The sequence below is a fragment of the Gracilibacillus phocaeensis genome (assembly GCF_900626275.1).
Classification (GTDB): Bacteria; Bacillota; Bacilli; order Bacillales; family Amphibacillaceae; genus Gracilibacillus; species Gracilibacillus timonensis.
The window spans coordinates 415234-429253 of record NZ_LR131145.1 but is presented as its reverse complement, the minus strand read 5'-3'; the positions used below and the strand labels follow the sequence as shown (position 1 = coordinate 429253).

Below are 14020 nucleotides of genomic sequence, written 5' to 3'. Positions count from 1 at the left end.
CGATTTTTAGTTTTATATCTATAATGTAACATAAAAACGGGGGGATTTATAGAAGGAGTTGCATAGGTACATCGTAAAAAAACACTCCCTAACTTGTTAGATCCATCGTACCAAGCTAAAAAGTGTTTTTCTTTCCGCATTTCTTGCAACATTCTTATGAAAGAGTTGGAAGATAGATGTCAAATACCACTTGATCATCTGAGCTTGACACAGAAATAGTTCCCTGATGGAGTTCCACAATTTCTTTTGCAATAGCAAGTCCCAGGCCAGCTCCACCTGTATTGGTGCCACGTGAGGAATCTAAGCGGTAAAATTGCTCGAAAATTCGGTTTACTTTTTCTTCTGGGATGGTATATCCTTCATTTTCAAAGCGAATGCGAACGCCCTCGCCTTCCTCCTTGATTTCGATGGTGATCGCACTGTCAGGGAAGCTATAGCTAACGGCATTTCGGATAATATTATCAAACACGCGCTCCATTTTGCCCACATCACATTTGATATCAAGCTTATCAGGTGAGATGAGCTGAAAGGATAGGTTTTTTTCAGAAAGCAGCGGTTGGAATTCAAAGGTTATTTGCTCCAACATTCGAATGATATCCACTTGACTTAACTCAAGGCTTTGTTTGCTTAAGTTAAAACGAGTAATTTCGAAAAATTCATTAATTAAATCTTCTAAACGAATAGCTTTATCTAATGAAATGGACGTATATTTTTGGCGTAACTTGTTTGATATCTCTTGTTCATCATGAAGCAAGGTTAAATAACCAATGACGGAAGTAAGTGGTGTTTTTAGATCATGGGCAAGATAGACGATTAGGTCGTTCTTTCTTTGTTCCGCTTCCTTTGCTAATCTGTCATTGCGAATGGCGCTTTGTTTAATTTGGTTCATTTGATCTTCCACCTGCTTCAATTCCCGCGGTAATGTAATGAGGTCCTCATTCGAGGAAGCCAATTGATTACTTGCTGCTATAATGGTATCAAAATAATAAATAATCTTTTTCCAACTGATGAAAACAATGATGATAAATCCGATCATCCAACAAAAAGAAAGGACCAAAATAGGATTATTTTTCGGAAAAAGAAGCAAACGATATAAAGCATTGTCCGCTTGCCAAGTGAACATGGATAGAACAAAGTCCGCAAATAAAAAAGTGAGCACTAAGACGACAGTGAACAAAAGCACCATTAAAAGGAATTTATAAATGATGGCTCTTTTCAAGTCATTTCCTGAATAGCTTGAATATTGATTACTCAATGGTGTAGCCAACTCCCCACACTGTTTTAATAAATTTTGGATTTCTGGCTTTCTCGTTCATTTTTTCTCGTAAACGGCCAATATGAGCCATTACCGTGTTATTGTTATCCAAGTATTTTTCTCCCCAAACGGCTTCGAATAGCTCTTCAGATGAAACAACCTTCCCTTTATTTTCACACAAGTACCATAGGATGGAAAACTCAAGAGGTGTGAGGGACAGTTCTTTACCATACAGGAAACATTTATGATTGTCTTTATTGATATACAATCCGGCGAAATCGTAAAACTCTGGATTAGTTGACTCTATATTTTCATTTTCTTCGGTATGGTTATATCGCTTGTACCTTCTTAATTGAGCTTTTACCCGGGCGGTCAGCTCCAAGGGGTTAAAGGGTTTCGTCATGTAATCGTCCGCACCAAGTGTTAGCCCGGTAATTTTATCGATATCTTCTATTTTTGCAGTAAGCATGATAACAGGGTAATGATAGTTTTCTCTGATGCGTTGGCAGAGCGTAAAACCATCTATTTCTGGCAGCATAATATCCAGTAAAGCTAAATCAAAAGCAGTCGTTTGGATACTTTTTAATGCCTCTTTTCCGTTAGAATACCGATGAACGTTTAAGCCTTCATTCGTCAGGTATACTTCAATTAAATTTGCAATTTCCATTTCATCCTCTACAACTAAAACGTTTGTTGTCATTTTCTCACCCCTTCATTGTTCAATGCAAAACACTTCTCATAGTAGTGTGTGATTTGACATGGGGCCTCGATATCAACCCATACTCTTTCACATTAGCAGTGGAAAAATATCTTTTCAAGCATTTTACATGTTTTGATTTTGTGTTACGCAATTATTATATGTACTTCTTAGAATATCTCCTATAGGATAAACCATACAACTAGTATCGCTTGTGGTATGAAAACAGTGGAGACCTGGGTAAACGAAGCTATTAAATAAATCACCATATTACCAAGTGCTTCGTAGGAATTTCGTAAGAATTTATTCATAAAATCTTATGAGTTTCTTGAAGGAAAACAAATAAACCAAATGCTTTCTTTTAGTATGATGAAAGTACAAGGTTTGATAGCAGCTAGCGATTCAGAACTCATTGGAGATGTGTTGATGGATTAGAAGTGGGATTGCATTCAAGGTCTGGTATGGCCCCATACAAATAATGAAGTGAAGAGGTTAATGAAAGGAAGCGTCGGTAGTATGAGAAAGTTTTTAACGATGATAAAAATAGTGCTGGTCATTACGGTTGTAGTGGTCATCGCATTTAATGTGGGAGCTAAAACAAACTTAGATTTCAAAAAAGATTTTCCTTATTTTAGTAACCAAGAATACGCAAGTCAATATATGTATGTGATCGATAGAGAGACAGGAGATGTGATTCATGAAAAGAATGCTCAGTCTAAGGCATACCCTGCCTCGCTCACAAAAATCATGACAGTGATTCTAGCACTTGAGAATATTAATGATTTATCTGCTCCTGCCCCTATAGACACAGAAACGCAAAGTGAAATGTTTACAAATAATGCTTCGATGGCAGGTTTTTCTGCTGGGGAATCCGTCACCTATCGGGATCTATTATATGGAACTATCTTACCTTCAGGTGCTGAAGCAGCAAACTCTTTAGCTATTCATGTGGCAGGAAGTGTGGATGACTTTGTTCAAATGATGAATGCTAAAGCGGATGAATTAGGATTGAATAACACACATTTTACTAATCCAGAGGGGCTCGATCATAAAGAGCAATATACGACAACTGCTGACATGGCCAAGCTTTTGGATTATGCACTAGATAATGAAGATTTTAAGGCGATTTTTACAAAAGAGACGTATCAGACAACATCGACGACAGCCCATCCTGATGGAATCATGTTAGAATCGACTGTTCTTTCATCCCTTGATAAAGGTGAACAAAACGGTTTTGAAATTATTGGTGGAAAGTCAGGAACAACAGAAGAAGCTGGACAAAACTGGGCAACACTTGGGGTGGTAGATAATCGTGAATATATCATTGTCGTCATGGGAGCTCCCTTCAAAGACATTAGTCATCCAAATAATGATCAAATAGCGGATACGCTGAAGTTGTATAATGAAATTAAATCTAGTGAGTAGTGAAAATAAACATGCGTAACTTTTTATTGGAATTATTAAATATATAAGGTATATAACGGTCCATCACTCATCTGTGAATGATGGACCGTTTTTGCATGTGGAATCGTGATTTTATCGATTTACCAAGCACGAGAATGCGAGGTGTGATTGCCTAACTTAGTAAAAGAAGCTACAACGTTTCATTCGCACATAGGAAGAAAGCGAGATTAGCACACAACAAAATAGAACAAATCTTAGATTTCATCACACATATCTGTAATAATCAAAAGAAAGCGTTCTCATTATGTGTGATATCTTATATAATGATAGCTATATAGGAATTAACTATTTACTTAAGGGGGAGCTGAAATTAACATGAGAAAATTCGTTCCCGCGACTTTGAAAAATAAATTGATTGTATCTTTTTTAGTGTTTATTCTGCTGCCCTTTGTATTATTGAATGTATATAATTTTTGGAACTTTGAAAAGGTTTTAAAGGAAAATGTGATTCAGCAGTCTAATAATCAGGTACATGCGATGAATCAGACACTGGAAGATTTGATGGGGATGACTTTTCGATCACTCACGTTACTAAGACAGGATTCGACGATTACCAATATTTTAAAGAATCCCGAAGAATACTCGATTATTGATCGACATCAAATGATCAATACGAAATTTGAGAGTATCAGCAATAGCTTTTTTCTATCCAGTCCTTCGATTTATTATACCATTTTAGATAATAAAGAAAATGTCTATACTTCCTTTGCACCAAGAATATCGAACAAATTTAATGATTTAGTCAAGGAACCATGGTATAACGAGTTAATGCAACAAGAGGCGAGCTATTACTGGAGTATAACAGATGACAACTATGTGCATAGTGATATATCCAAGAGTGAATATTTCTTAACTTTATTTGCTGAAATATCAGGCAATCAGAGAGAGACTATTGGAGTTGTTCGAATCAGTATTGACTTTTCCGAATGGTTTAATACTTTATTGTCAGGTCTGCCAGAGGATCAAGCGTATTTTATTATGGAAGGTGATGGAGAGATTATTTTGCAATCAGAAGATAATATAGACATCCTGATGGATACCGTTGATACCGTTTTATCCAGATCAAACAAGGAAGATTATTATTTTACAGAGAATGCCCCTTATTTTGTGAGCTATAATTATTTAGACAATATGGATTGGTATATGGTTAGCCTACAACCGTTAGATGTTATGTATAATAATATTCACTCTGTGGAAAGAAATTATTATGTACCATTTACCATTTTTATGGTGATCTTTATCTCCATTACACTCTTGATTTCCACCAAATTTACAGCACCACTAAAACACTTGCAATCAAAAATGGCGACTGTAACGCAGGGAGATTTGTCTACTGAACTAGCAGAAGCGGATTATTCCGGAGAGCTAAAAGAATTAGTGCAGCATTTTAACAAGATGATGAGAGATTTAGAGACATCGACAGAAGAATTAAAAATAGAAGAGAGACAAAAGGAAGCAATGAAGTACAAAATGTTATTATCTCAGGTTAATCCTCATTTTTTGAACAATACATTAAATACCATTAAATGGATTGCATTGAAGGAAGACAGTAAAGACATCGAGGAAATCTGTGTTAGTTTAGGCAAAATATTAGAGAAGAGCCTAGCTAATGAGATTGAATTGATTAAATTATATGAAGAAATAGATTTATTGAACTCTTATATCTATATACAAAATTATCGATATAAAGGAAAATATAAAGTTCACTATTATATAGAAGAAGATGTCCAACATGCGTTAGTGCTAAAATTTAGTTTGCAGCCAATTGTGGAGAATACGATCTATCATGCTTTTCCAGAGGTGAATAAAGGGAATATTTCTATTAATATTTATACATTAGCTAAGCATTTGTTCATAGAAATCAGCGATGATGGTATTGGATTTGAAGAAGCCAAAAAGAATAATTCAAGAGGAACTGGCGTAGGATTGAAGAATTTAGAAGAGCGACTGCGCTTACTGTTTAAAGAGGAAGCAGATCTTACGATAGATTCATCTTCAAAAGGTACGAAAGTGACATTATGTATACCGTTATTAATGACCAAACCTTATCAAGAAGGGAAGGATCACTAATGTGGACCGTTATTTTGGTAGAGGATGAAGTTTTTGTGAGAGAGACATTTAGGGAGCTTATTAAGTGGGAAGATTTAGGATTTACTATTATTGGGGAAGCGAGTAATGGTAAAGAAGCACTCGCATTGATGGAGCAGCAGGAACCAGACTTGGTCATATCTGATATTTTAATGCCAATGATGAATGGCGTGGATTTGCTGCAAGAATCCAGAGAAAGGGGTTTTACTAGTTTATTTGTTATGCTGACCTGCTTGAATGATTTTGAGCATGTGCAAAAGGCAATCGAGCTTGGGGCAGCCAATTATATCCTTAAATTATCCATGAATGTCCCATCGTTAAAAGAGACACTGGGAAAGATAGAAAAAGAGCTGATTCATCAGCATTTAAAAAACAATAAAAAAATGGAAGAAAACCTTGTGAGTTTATGGAATCAAGTCAGAAATTATCAAGTACCATTATCTTTAATCGATACTTTCTCATTATTGGATAGGTTTTATTTGCAGATCATTACCATACATCATGGTGAAGAAAAATTAGAAGATGAGGCATATTTGAAATCCTTATTCCTGCATTCACGACAGCAGGTGCTAACGTATCTAGTTCATGATATTGGCATGACAACGATTTTTTATTGGTCAAGTGATGATAGTAAGTTGGCATTAGGTCATTTGCAAGAGTATATTATATGGAAGTCAGCTGTTGTACGAAATAGTGAAATAGTGCTTGCCTGTAAAGATATGTTGCAACAAATAAACCGACATTGGACCCAGTCCTTTTCTGCCTTGACTACAACAAAAGAGTTGGAACAGTCAGAAAAAGCAGCGATAGAACATGAGGTGATGCATGGTTTTGTGAATTTAAACAGAGATAACTTGGAACAAAGAGTAGAACAGGCTGCTTGTAAAAGGATAAAAGCGGGGATGAGTATGCCTGTAGCGAAAGGTTTAGTGATCAATCTTGATAGCATGGTGGCTAGATTAGCAGGAGAATCAGATCATCGTGAAAGTTATATAAGGTGCAACACACAGGATGAACTATTAGACATTTTCAAGCAGAATATATTAGCTTTTTGGGATAAGCAAGCACAGGATGGATATGCACTATATTCCAATCATCCCATCGTTCAAATGATTCTACAGTATATCCATGATCATTATGCGGAAGAGTTATCTGTACGTTCGTTGGCTGTGAAGGTTTCCATAGATGAGAATTATCTGAGTGCGTTGTTTAAAAAAGAGACAGGGGATTCATTGATACAGTATATTCATACGGTGCGAATTGAGCAAGCAAAGAAATTATTAAAAGAAACAACCATGAGTATTTCAGAGATTGCAGAGCAAGTAGGCTTTTTGAATGACAATTATTTTATTAAAATCTTTAAAAGGATTACAGAGTCTACCCCAAAGAATTTCCGAAAACAAATTCCTTGTCAAAAGACTATAGCTGTAAAGTAAGAAAGCCCAGTGTTCTCAGGTACTGTGGCTTTCTTTTTACGCAATGAAAGCTATTCATAATAAGCGGGGGTTAGCAGTCACTAGAAGAAGTTACTTGATCAGGATCGCCTCGATGAATCCAAAGATATGATTCATTTTTGAACAGATTTGTTCATTAAGAAAATAAATAAGGCGTGCTAAGATAAAGGTGTCATTTATATTAGGGAGGGGTTCAAATGAAGGGGAAAAGCAAGGGGCGTCTGTATGCGAAAGGCATGTATGTATTATTGTTTAGTTTGTGTGTCTTTTTAGTTGGTTGTAATTCTAGTGAGACTGAAAATGGAAGCGCTTCAGAGGATGGAGAGATTGTGCTGCATTTTTGGGGAGGGGTACCGGCTGATGCTGGACCGCAAGCGGTAGTTGATCAGTGGAATGAAGAAAATGAAGATGTCAAAGTGGAGTATACGAGGTTTGTCAATGATGATGATGGAAACTTAAAGTTGAATACAGCATTACAGACAGGGGATAGTGTCGATCTGTTTATGTCTTATGTTCCAAACTATTTACAAGATCGGGTCGAATCAGAGTTTGTCTTAGATCTAAGTCAATTTGATGATTACGATATTGAGGAGAAAATGGGAGAAGAGGCACAACGCTGGCTGGTGAATGATTCTTATTATGCGGTACCAACCAAGCAAAATGCCAATTTCATCTTCCTTAATAAAACGGCGTTAGATGAAGCGGGATTACCAATACCGGAAGAGTGGAGTTGGGAAGAATTAAGGGAATATGCGGCAGAATTAACAACGGATACACGATTAGGATACAGTCAGTTTGATCCGAGTACTCACACGTATGTTGCGAGTGCCTTAATTGATGAAGGATATGTCAATGCCAACGGTCAATCGAATTTTGATCAAGTCAATGTAGCAGAAGGATTAAACATCATGCATGAGATGATGCATAATGATCAATCGATGATGCCGCTAGGGGAACAAATTGCAACGGGAGCCGCCGCTGATCAAATGTTTTTAAATGGAGAAGTGGCTATATTGAGCGCTTTTGAAGGAATTTTGAGAATGTCAAATGATTTAGAGGAGTATCCACGAGACTTTGAAATTGCCTTTGCGCCATTTCCGAATTTTGAAGGTGGTAGTCAAATCGCTCATGGATTGGGAGATGCGATATCGATTGCTTCCCATACAGATTATCCAGAAGAGGCATGGGAATTTATTAAATGGTATGCCGATGAAGGGATGATTCATCAAGCAAGTGGGGGAAGAATACCATCTTCTAAGGACGCACCGATAGATCAGGCTATTGCCGATATGGTGGAAGGGGTAGAAGACACCTATGATATTGCTTCTTTAGAAAGAATGTTTGATCAACCTGGGGTTATAGCAGAGGTATTGCCATTGCAAGTAGATGACTTACTCAATCAAGAATTGGAACGATATTTTATTGATGAACAAGATTTGGATCAGACGATTGAGAATCTAGTGGATCGACATAACCAATATCTAGAGGAATAATTTTCGACTGATCACTAATCAACACAACAAACAAGGAGTGCGTGGTTATGGGATGGATGAAGAGGCAAAGGCTGATTGGTTATCTCTTTATATTACCTAGTGTCATAGGTGTGACGATATTTTTTGCATTTCCTTTGCTATTTTCTGTGGTATTAGCATTTACCAACTGGAGTGGTCCAAGCGGAATCAATACAGAATTTATCGGCATATCTAATTTTATGGACATGCTGGAGGATAGTTTGTTTTTCACTACAATTAAGAATACCGGAATTTATCTGTTGCATGTACCTGTTTCGGTTGGGTTGGCATTTATCGTGGCAGTTATATTAAATCGGATGGTATATATGCGCAATACATTAAGGGCTATGTTCTTTCTACCGTATATTACAAGTAGTATTGCGATAGCTTTTGTCTGGATGTTGCTTATGAATCCTAGCAATGGCCCGATTAATGAAACATTAAGGGCGATAGGAATAAGTAATCCACCAAGTTGGTTAGCGGCTGGAGATACAGCCATGCATGCGATTAATTTAATGTCGGTTTGGTTTATCCTAGGCTTCAATGTGATTATATTTTTGGCAGCGTTACAGAATGTGCCGGCAGAATTAGAGGAAGCGGCCAGAGTGGATGGAGCTAAGTTTTGGCATATCAATTTGTTTATTACCTTTCCATTGGTTAGCCCTATCACTTTCTTTCTATTGATTATTGGTTTTATCAATACCTTTAAGAACTTCGGGCTAATTCATGCCTTAACAGGTGGAGGCCCTGGTGATAGTACGAATGTACTTGCCTTATATGTATATCAGAATGCCTTTCGGTATTATGAACTAGGGTATGCTTCCGCAATTGCCGTTGTATTATTTATCATTATCCTGATTGTGACATTAATTCAATGGTATATCCAAAAGAAATGGGTGTACTATCAGTAAAGGAGTCAAGGAATATGTCGATATCTCGAGCAAAAGCATTAGACCGAACGGAAGTAAGAAGTGGGTTATCTAAAATGAATATCAAAAAAATTGTAACCACTATTATTATGGCTATCTTGGCTATCTTTATGATATTACCCTTTATTTGGATGTTAAGTACATCGTTAAAATCACCATCAGAGGTATTTGTTTTTCCGATTCAATGGATACCAGACAGTCCAAGTTTTGAGCATCATATCAAAGTATGGGTAGATAATAATTTTGCTCACTACTATTTTAATTCGCTTAAGGTAGCTGTAATAGGCACGGGTGGTGCCATTATTATTGGGTCACTAGCTGCTTATGGATTTGCGCGTATTTCCTTTAAAGGAAGAGACCTGTTGTTTTTCTTATATTTATCGATGATGATGGTGCCGCCACAAGTCTTGTTCGTACCAAAGTTTATCATGTTTGACTGGGCAGGGATTTATAATACACATTGGGCTTTAATCTTGCCATCTTTTGTCACGATTTTTGGTGTTTTTTACCTAAGGCAGTTTTTCTTAGGAGTTCCTAAGGAAATATCAGAGTCAGCTTTTATCGATGGGGCAGGTCATTTTCGAATCTTTTTTCAAATATTTCTACCTCTGGCTAAGCCTGCGATTGTGACGTTTGCGATTATTGATTTTTCATGGAACTGGAATAATTATGAGGATGCATTGGTGTTCTTGATCAGTGAGCAGTTATTTACCGTTCCACTCGGCTTACAAAACTTTGTCCATGAATTTTCTATTGACTATAACGGTATGATGGCAGCAGCTTCAGCAGCGATCATACCAATGATTATTATCTTTTTCATTGGGCAGAAGTATATCATTCAAAGTGTAGCTAGTTCTGCAGTGAAAGGATAAAGAGAATAGAGGTGCAAATAAATGAAATACGAAATCGTAAAAAAGGATATTACGGTAGTTGGCGGAGGACTTGCAGGTGTATGTGCAGCCGTGGCAGCAGCTAGACTAGGGAAAAAGGTAGCTCTGATACAGAATCGGCCTGTCTTAGGCGGGAATTCCAGCAGTGAAGTAAGGGTTTGGGTAGTTGGTGCAACAAAGCACGGCGTGAATCGCTATGCCAGAGAAACGGGAATTATGGGGGAGATGTTTGTCGAAAATCAATACCGTAATCCCGATGGTAATCCCTATATGTGGGATCTAATTATTTTAGAAAAGGTGAAAGCAGAATCCAATATTGAATTGTTTCTGAATACCGATGTGCGAGAGATTGAATCAAGTGGAAGAGAAGATAGCCGGACGATTCATTCTGTAACGGGCTGGATGATGGGATCGGAAAGACACATTCGATTTGAAAGTCCGGTTTATCTCGATTGTACAGGGGATGGTTTAATAGGGTTCTTAGCGAGAGCCGCCTATCGTATTGGCAGGGAAGGCAAATCTGAATACAATGAATCATGGGCACCTGATCAAAGTGATGAGATCACGTTGGGGAGTACTATTCTCTTTTACACAAGAGATGAAGGGCATCCCGTGAAATATGTGGCTCCTAGTTTTGCGAAGGACATTACTACCACATCGATCCCAGAGCGAAGAATCATCAGGAGTGGCGATTCTGGCTGTCATTATTGGTGGATTGAATGGGGGGGTGAGTTAGATACGGTTCACGAAGATGCTAGAATTAGAGATGAACTGTGGTCGGTTATTTATGGAATTTGGGATTATATTAAGAATTCCGGTAAATTTGAGGCGGAAAATATGACATTAGAGTGGGTTGGAGCAATCCCTGGTAAACGGGAATACCGGCGTTTCATAGGAGATTATACCCTGACGCAAAATGACATTGTGGAGCAAGTTGAATTTGCTGATCGAGTCGCGTTTGGCGGGTGGTCTATTGATCTGCATCCCCCAGGTGGCATGTATGCAGAAGCTAGCGGTTCCAAGCATTTACAAGCAGATGGTATCTATCATATTCCCTTTCGGTCGCTTTATTCGAAAAATGTGGATAATTTATTATTTGCTGGTCGAAATATTAGCGCCTCTCACGTTGCTTTTGGATCGACGAGAGTAATGGCAACATGTGCGGTAATAGGAGAAGCCGCTGGTACGGGAGCCGCTTATGCAGTGGAGAAGAGGATGACACCTCGTGAAATACACACGCACCATATCAAAGAGCTGCAACAAACGCTATTAAAACAAGATGCTTCTGTAATCGGGATAAAAAATGAGCAAACAGAAGATTTGGCTAGACAAGCAGAAATTACGGCTTCTAGCACGTGTGAGACGATACAGGTAACCCATGCTGCGGAAACATATCAACTAGAGAAAGATGTTGCATTTTTATTTCCTGTTGAATTGCAAATGGAAGGCATCGAACTGAAAGTTACTGCTAAGAAGTCAACTGAATTAACGATTGAGTTATGGGATACTGGTAAGCCGCAAAATTATATCCCACATCATATGATCGACAAGAAGACGATCGAAGTAAAGCCAGGGGAGGCTGAGTGGGTGGCAGTGGATATTCCTTGGCATCCGTCTGAGCGACAAAATGCATTTGTGATTGTAAAAGAAAATCCAGATGTAGCGTTGCATCGTTCAGATCAACCTGTTACAGGAGTATTATCTTTTGAGGATGTTGGTGACGCAAAAACAACGGGACTCTTTGAAAATGAGAAAAGCTCTATTACCAAGTGGTCCATGAAAAATTGTGTGAGGAAGCCATTTTGTTTCCGAGTCCAAGGGAAAACAGCTGCTTATGCGCCTGCTAAAGTAACAAATGGATTGCAACGGCCTTATCGTGGACCAAACCTTTGGAAGTCAGATGTGATGAACAAAACAGAGGAATGGCTGACATTGAAGTGGGATCGTGAGGTATCGATACGTGGAATTCACCTCACTTGGAATGATGATGTAAACGAGGATCTTATTAACTTGCACCATCATCGTACGCCATTCGATATTATCCCTGAACTAGTGAAAAACTATGAGGTTCAAGTGCTGGTAGATCAGAAATGGAGAACGGTAGTTGAGGTAGATCATAATCGTAAACGGAAACAGGTACATTATCTGAATCACACTGATAAGACGTCTCAATGCAGGCTTGTTATTCATGAAACCAATGGAAGTCCGCATGCAGAGGTTGTAGAGGTTCGAGTGTACGGCTAAGTGAGGAGGAGTAACTTGTTATTGGGGTTACTCCTTTTTTTCACAAAGAAAAATAACGGCTTTTGAAAAAAGGAATCAAATTATAATCCAGAACGGGTAGGGGATGATTGGGAAGCTGTGCGTCAGCGTTTGAGAGGAATTGGTTTTCAAGAGATGGTGTTTTTTCGTAATCGGAAGAGGATAGAGGTTTCCATTTAAGTATCTTAATCCAGCATAGAGAACAGACAATCACTATCATGTTTAGTAGCGATTGTCTGTTTGCTTTGCTTTTTAAGGTCTCGCCGGACTTCCATCAAACAACCGGGCTAAAGTCCAATCCGGTATCTTACTATCACAAGGATATTTCTTTGCAAGTTCTTCATTAATATCAATTCCAAGACCCGGCAAATCGTTAGGGTAAACATAACCATTTTTCTCCACAGGGCTACCTGGGAACATTTCATGAATCAAATCATCAAATCCTTGCCATTCCTGAATACCGAAGGCCATGGAACTGACGTCGAGATGAATGTTTGCTGCATGACCAACCGGCGATACGTCATGTGGACCATGCCAAGCTGTACGAACACCAAATGCCTCACTTATAATAGACAGTTTTTTTGCAGGTGTTATCCCTCCAATTTGACTAACATGTACTCTAATAAAATCAATCATACGATTAGAAATAAGGGAGAGCCATTCGTTAGGGTTATTAAATAATTCTCCCATCGCTATTGGAGTGGAGGAGTGTTGCCTGATTTGTTCAAACCAACTAATCTGTTCAGGAGGAAGAGCATCCTCTAAATAGTAAAGTTGATAAGGTTCTAGTCTCTTGGCGAATTGCATGGCTTCAGTCGGTGATAGACGTTCATGAACATCATGGATAAAATCAATATCCCAGCCGAATTTGTTACGTAAGTATTCAAACATATCGACTACATTTCTCATATATGTCTTCGGTTCAAAGTAGGCACCTGGGAGGGCGTTGATTGGCGTATTAATTTTAGATTTCCCGCCACCATATCCTCCTACTTGGCAACGTATGTACTGGTAACCTTGATCCATAAATCGCTGTACATTTTCGGCTACTTCTTCTTTTGAATCACCCTCAGCATGTTTATATACGATGGCAGCTTCCCTACATTTTCCGCCAAGCAGCTGATATACAGGGAGACCTGCTATCTTTCCTTTAATATCCCATAATGCCATATCAACTCCTGACACGGCATTGTTAAATTCAGGCCCATTTCTCCAATAACCGCTAACCATTGCTGTTTGCCATATATCTTCTATTCGTTGTACATCTTTCCCTATTAAAAATGGTTTAAGGTATTTTTCAACTGCTAAGGCAACGGTTAGGTGTCTTTGCGTAAATGTTGCACATCCTAGTCCATATATTTCTGGTTCTGAAGTATAGATTTTCACTACAACGAGATTCACTCCTTGTGGTGCTGTGAGTATTGTTTTGACGTCTTTTATTGTAATATCCATATCTGTAGCTCCTATTCT

11 protein-coding genes are annotated in these 14020 nt (G+C 38.2%); 7 read left to right on the top strand and 4 right to left on the bottom strand.

Translation table 11 applies throughout. The features are described from left to right. Nucleotides 1-154 precede the first annotated feature (154 nt). The 3 genes from E0E32_RS22895 to E0E32_RS22705 all read right to left on the bottom strand — a co-directional run bounded on the left by E0E32_RS22895 (nucleotide 155) and on the right by E0E32_RS22705 (nucleotide 2263). Complete coding sequence (locus E0E32_RS22895; RefSeq protein WP_066190979.1) at nucleotides 155-1255, bottom strand: sensor histidine kinase; 1101 nt, start codon at nucleotides 1253-1255, stop codon at nucleotides 155-157. Beyond that, the gene (vanR, locus tag E0E32_RS18200) at nucleotides 1248-1955 is read right to left on the bottom strand and encodes a VanR-ABDEGLN family response regulator transcription factor (RefSeq protein ID WP_130860394.1); all 708 of its coding nucleotides are present in this window, start codon (nucleotides 1953-1955) and stop codon (nucleotides 1248-1250) included. Before vanR ends, E0E32_RS22895 begins: the two co-directional genes overlap by 8 nt. A 179-nt stretch (nucleotides 1956-2134) precedes the next feature. Then, entirely contained in the window at nucleotides 2135-2263 is a 129-nt protein-coding gene (locus E0E32_RS22705; RefSeq protein ID WP_286171995.1) for a hypothetical protein, read from the bottom strand. Nucleotides 2264-2468: 205 nt separating this feature from the next. On the opposite strand from E0E32_RS22705, the gene E0E32_RS18195 reads away from it, so the two are divergent. From E0E32_RS18195 to E0E32_RS18165, 7 genes are all read left to right on the top strand, one after another. Next, nucleotides 2469-3377 carry a D-alanyl-D-alanine carboxypeptidase family protein gene (locus tag E0E32_RS18195; protein WP_066190983.1) on the top strand — a complete coding sequence of 303 codons (909 nt, stop codon included), beginning with the start codon at nucleotides 2469-2471 and terminating at the stop codon, nucleotides 3375-3377. A gap of 354 nt (nucleotides 3378-3731) precedes the next feature. Continuing rightward, nucleotides 3732-5486 carry a sensor histidine kinase gene (locus E0E32_RS18190; protein ID WP_066190986.1) on the top strand — a complete coding sequence of 585 codons (1755 nt, stop codon included), beginning with the start codon at nucleotides 3732-3734 and terminating at the stop codon, nucleotides 5484-5486. Further along, entirely contained in the window at nucleotides 5486-6940 is a 1455-nt protein-coding gene (locus tag E0E32_RS18185; protein ID WP_066190992.1) for a helix-turn-helix domain-containing protein, read from the top strand. Before E0E32_RS18190 ends, E0E32_RS18185 begins: the two co-directional genes overlap by 1 nt. A 215-nt stretch (nucleotides 6941-7155) precedes the next feature. After that, entirely contained in the window at nucleotides 7156-8451 is a 1296-nt protein-coding gene (locus tag E0E32_RS18180) for an ABC transporter substrate-binding protein (RefSeq protein WP_066190995.1), read from the top strand. Nucleotides 8452-8498: 47 nt separating this feature from the next. After that, entirely contained in the window at nucleotides 8499-9380 is an 882-nt protein-coding gene (locus E0E32_RS18175) for a carbohydrate ABC transporter permease (protein WP_066190997.1), read from the top strand. Between the two features lie 14 nt (nucleotides 9381-9394). Then, complete coding sequence (locus E0E32_RS18170; protein WP_066191001.1) at nucleotides 9395-10270, top strand: carbohydrate ABC transporter permease; 876 nt, start codon at nucleotides 9395-9397, stop codon at nucleotides 10268-10270. Between the two features lie 21 nt (nucleotides 10271-10291). Next, nucleotides 10292-12532 carry an FAD-dependent oxidoreductase gene (locus tag E0E32_RS18165; protein WP_130860392.1) on the top strand — a complete coding sequence of 747 codons (2241 nt, stop codon included), beginning with the start codon at nucleotides 10292-10294 and terminating at the stop codon, nucleotides 12530-12532. 270 nt (nucleotides 12533-12802) lie between these two features. Here the strand turns inward: E0E32_RS18165 and E0E32_RS18160 are convergent, their stop codons facing one another. After that, a complete protein-coding gene (locus E0E32_RS18160) occupies nucleotides 12803-14002 on the bottom strand; it encodes an enolase C-terminal domain-like protein (RefSeq protein WP_130860391.1) in 1200 nt (399 codons plus the stop codon). Nucleotides 14003-14020 lie beyond the last annotated feature (18 nt).

Excerpts from the sequence above, each read along its gene's own strand:
- vanR (WP_130860394.1), bottom strand. The coding sequence starts at position 1,955 with ATGACAACAAACGTTTTAGTTGTAGAGGATGAAATGGAAATTGCAAAT.
- E0E32_RS22705 (WP_286171995.1), bottom strand. The coding sequence starts at position 2,263 with ATGAATAAATTCTTACGAAATTCCTACGAAGCACTTGGTAATATGGTG.
- E0E32_RS18195 (WP_066190983.1), top strand. The coding sequence starts at position 2,469 with ATGAGAAAGTTTTTAACGATGATAAAAATAGTGCTGGTCATTACGGTT.
- E0E32_RS18190 (WP_066190986.1), top strand. The coding sequence starts at position 3,732 with ATGAGAAAATTCGTTCCCGCGACTTTGAAAAATAAATTGATTGTATCT.
- E0E32_RS18185 (WP_066190992.1), top strand. The coding sequence starts at position 5,486 with ATGTGGACCGTTATTTTGGTAGAGGATGAAGTTTTTGTGAGAGAGACA.
- E0E32_RS18180 (WP_066190995.1), top strand. The coding sequence starts at position 7,156 with ATGAAGGGGAAAAGCAAGGGGCGTCTGTATGCGAAAGGCATGTATGTA.
- E0E32_RS18175 (WP_066190997.1), top strand. The coding sequence starts at position 8,499 with ATGGGATGGATGAAGAGGCAAAGGCTGATTGGTTATCTCTTTATATTA.
- E0E32_RS18170 (WP_066191001.1), top strand. The coding sequence starts at position 9,395 with ATGTCGATATCTCGAGCAAAAGCATTAGACCGAACGGAAGTAAGAAGT.
- E0E32_RS18165 (WP_130860392.1), top strand. The coding sequence starts at position 10,292 with ATGAAATACGAAATCGTAAAAAAGGATATTACGGTAGTTGGCGGAGGA.
- E0E32_RS18160 (WP_130860391.1), bottom strand. The coding sequence starts at position 14,002 with ATGGATATTACAATAAAAGACGTCAAAACAATACTCACAGCACCACAA.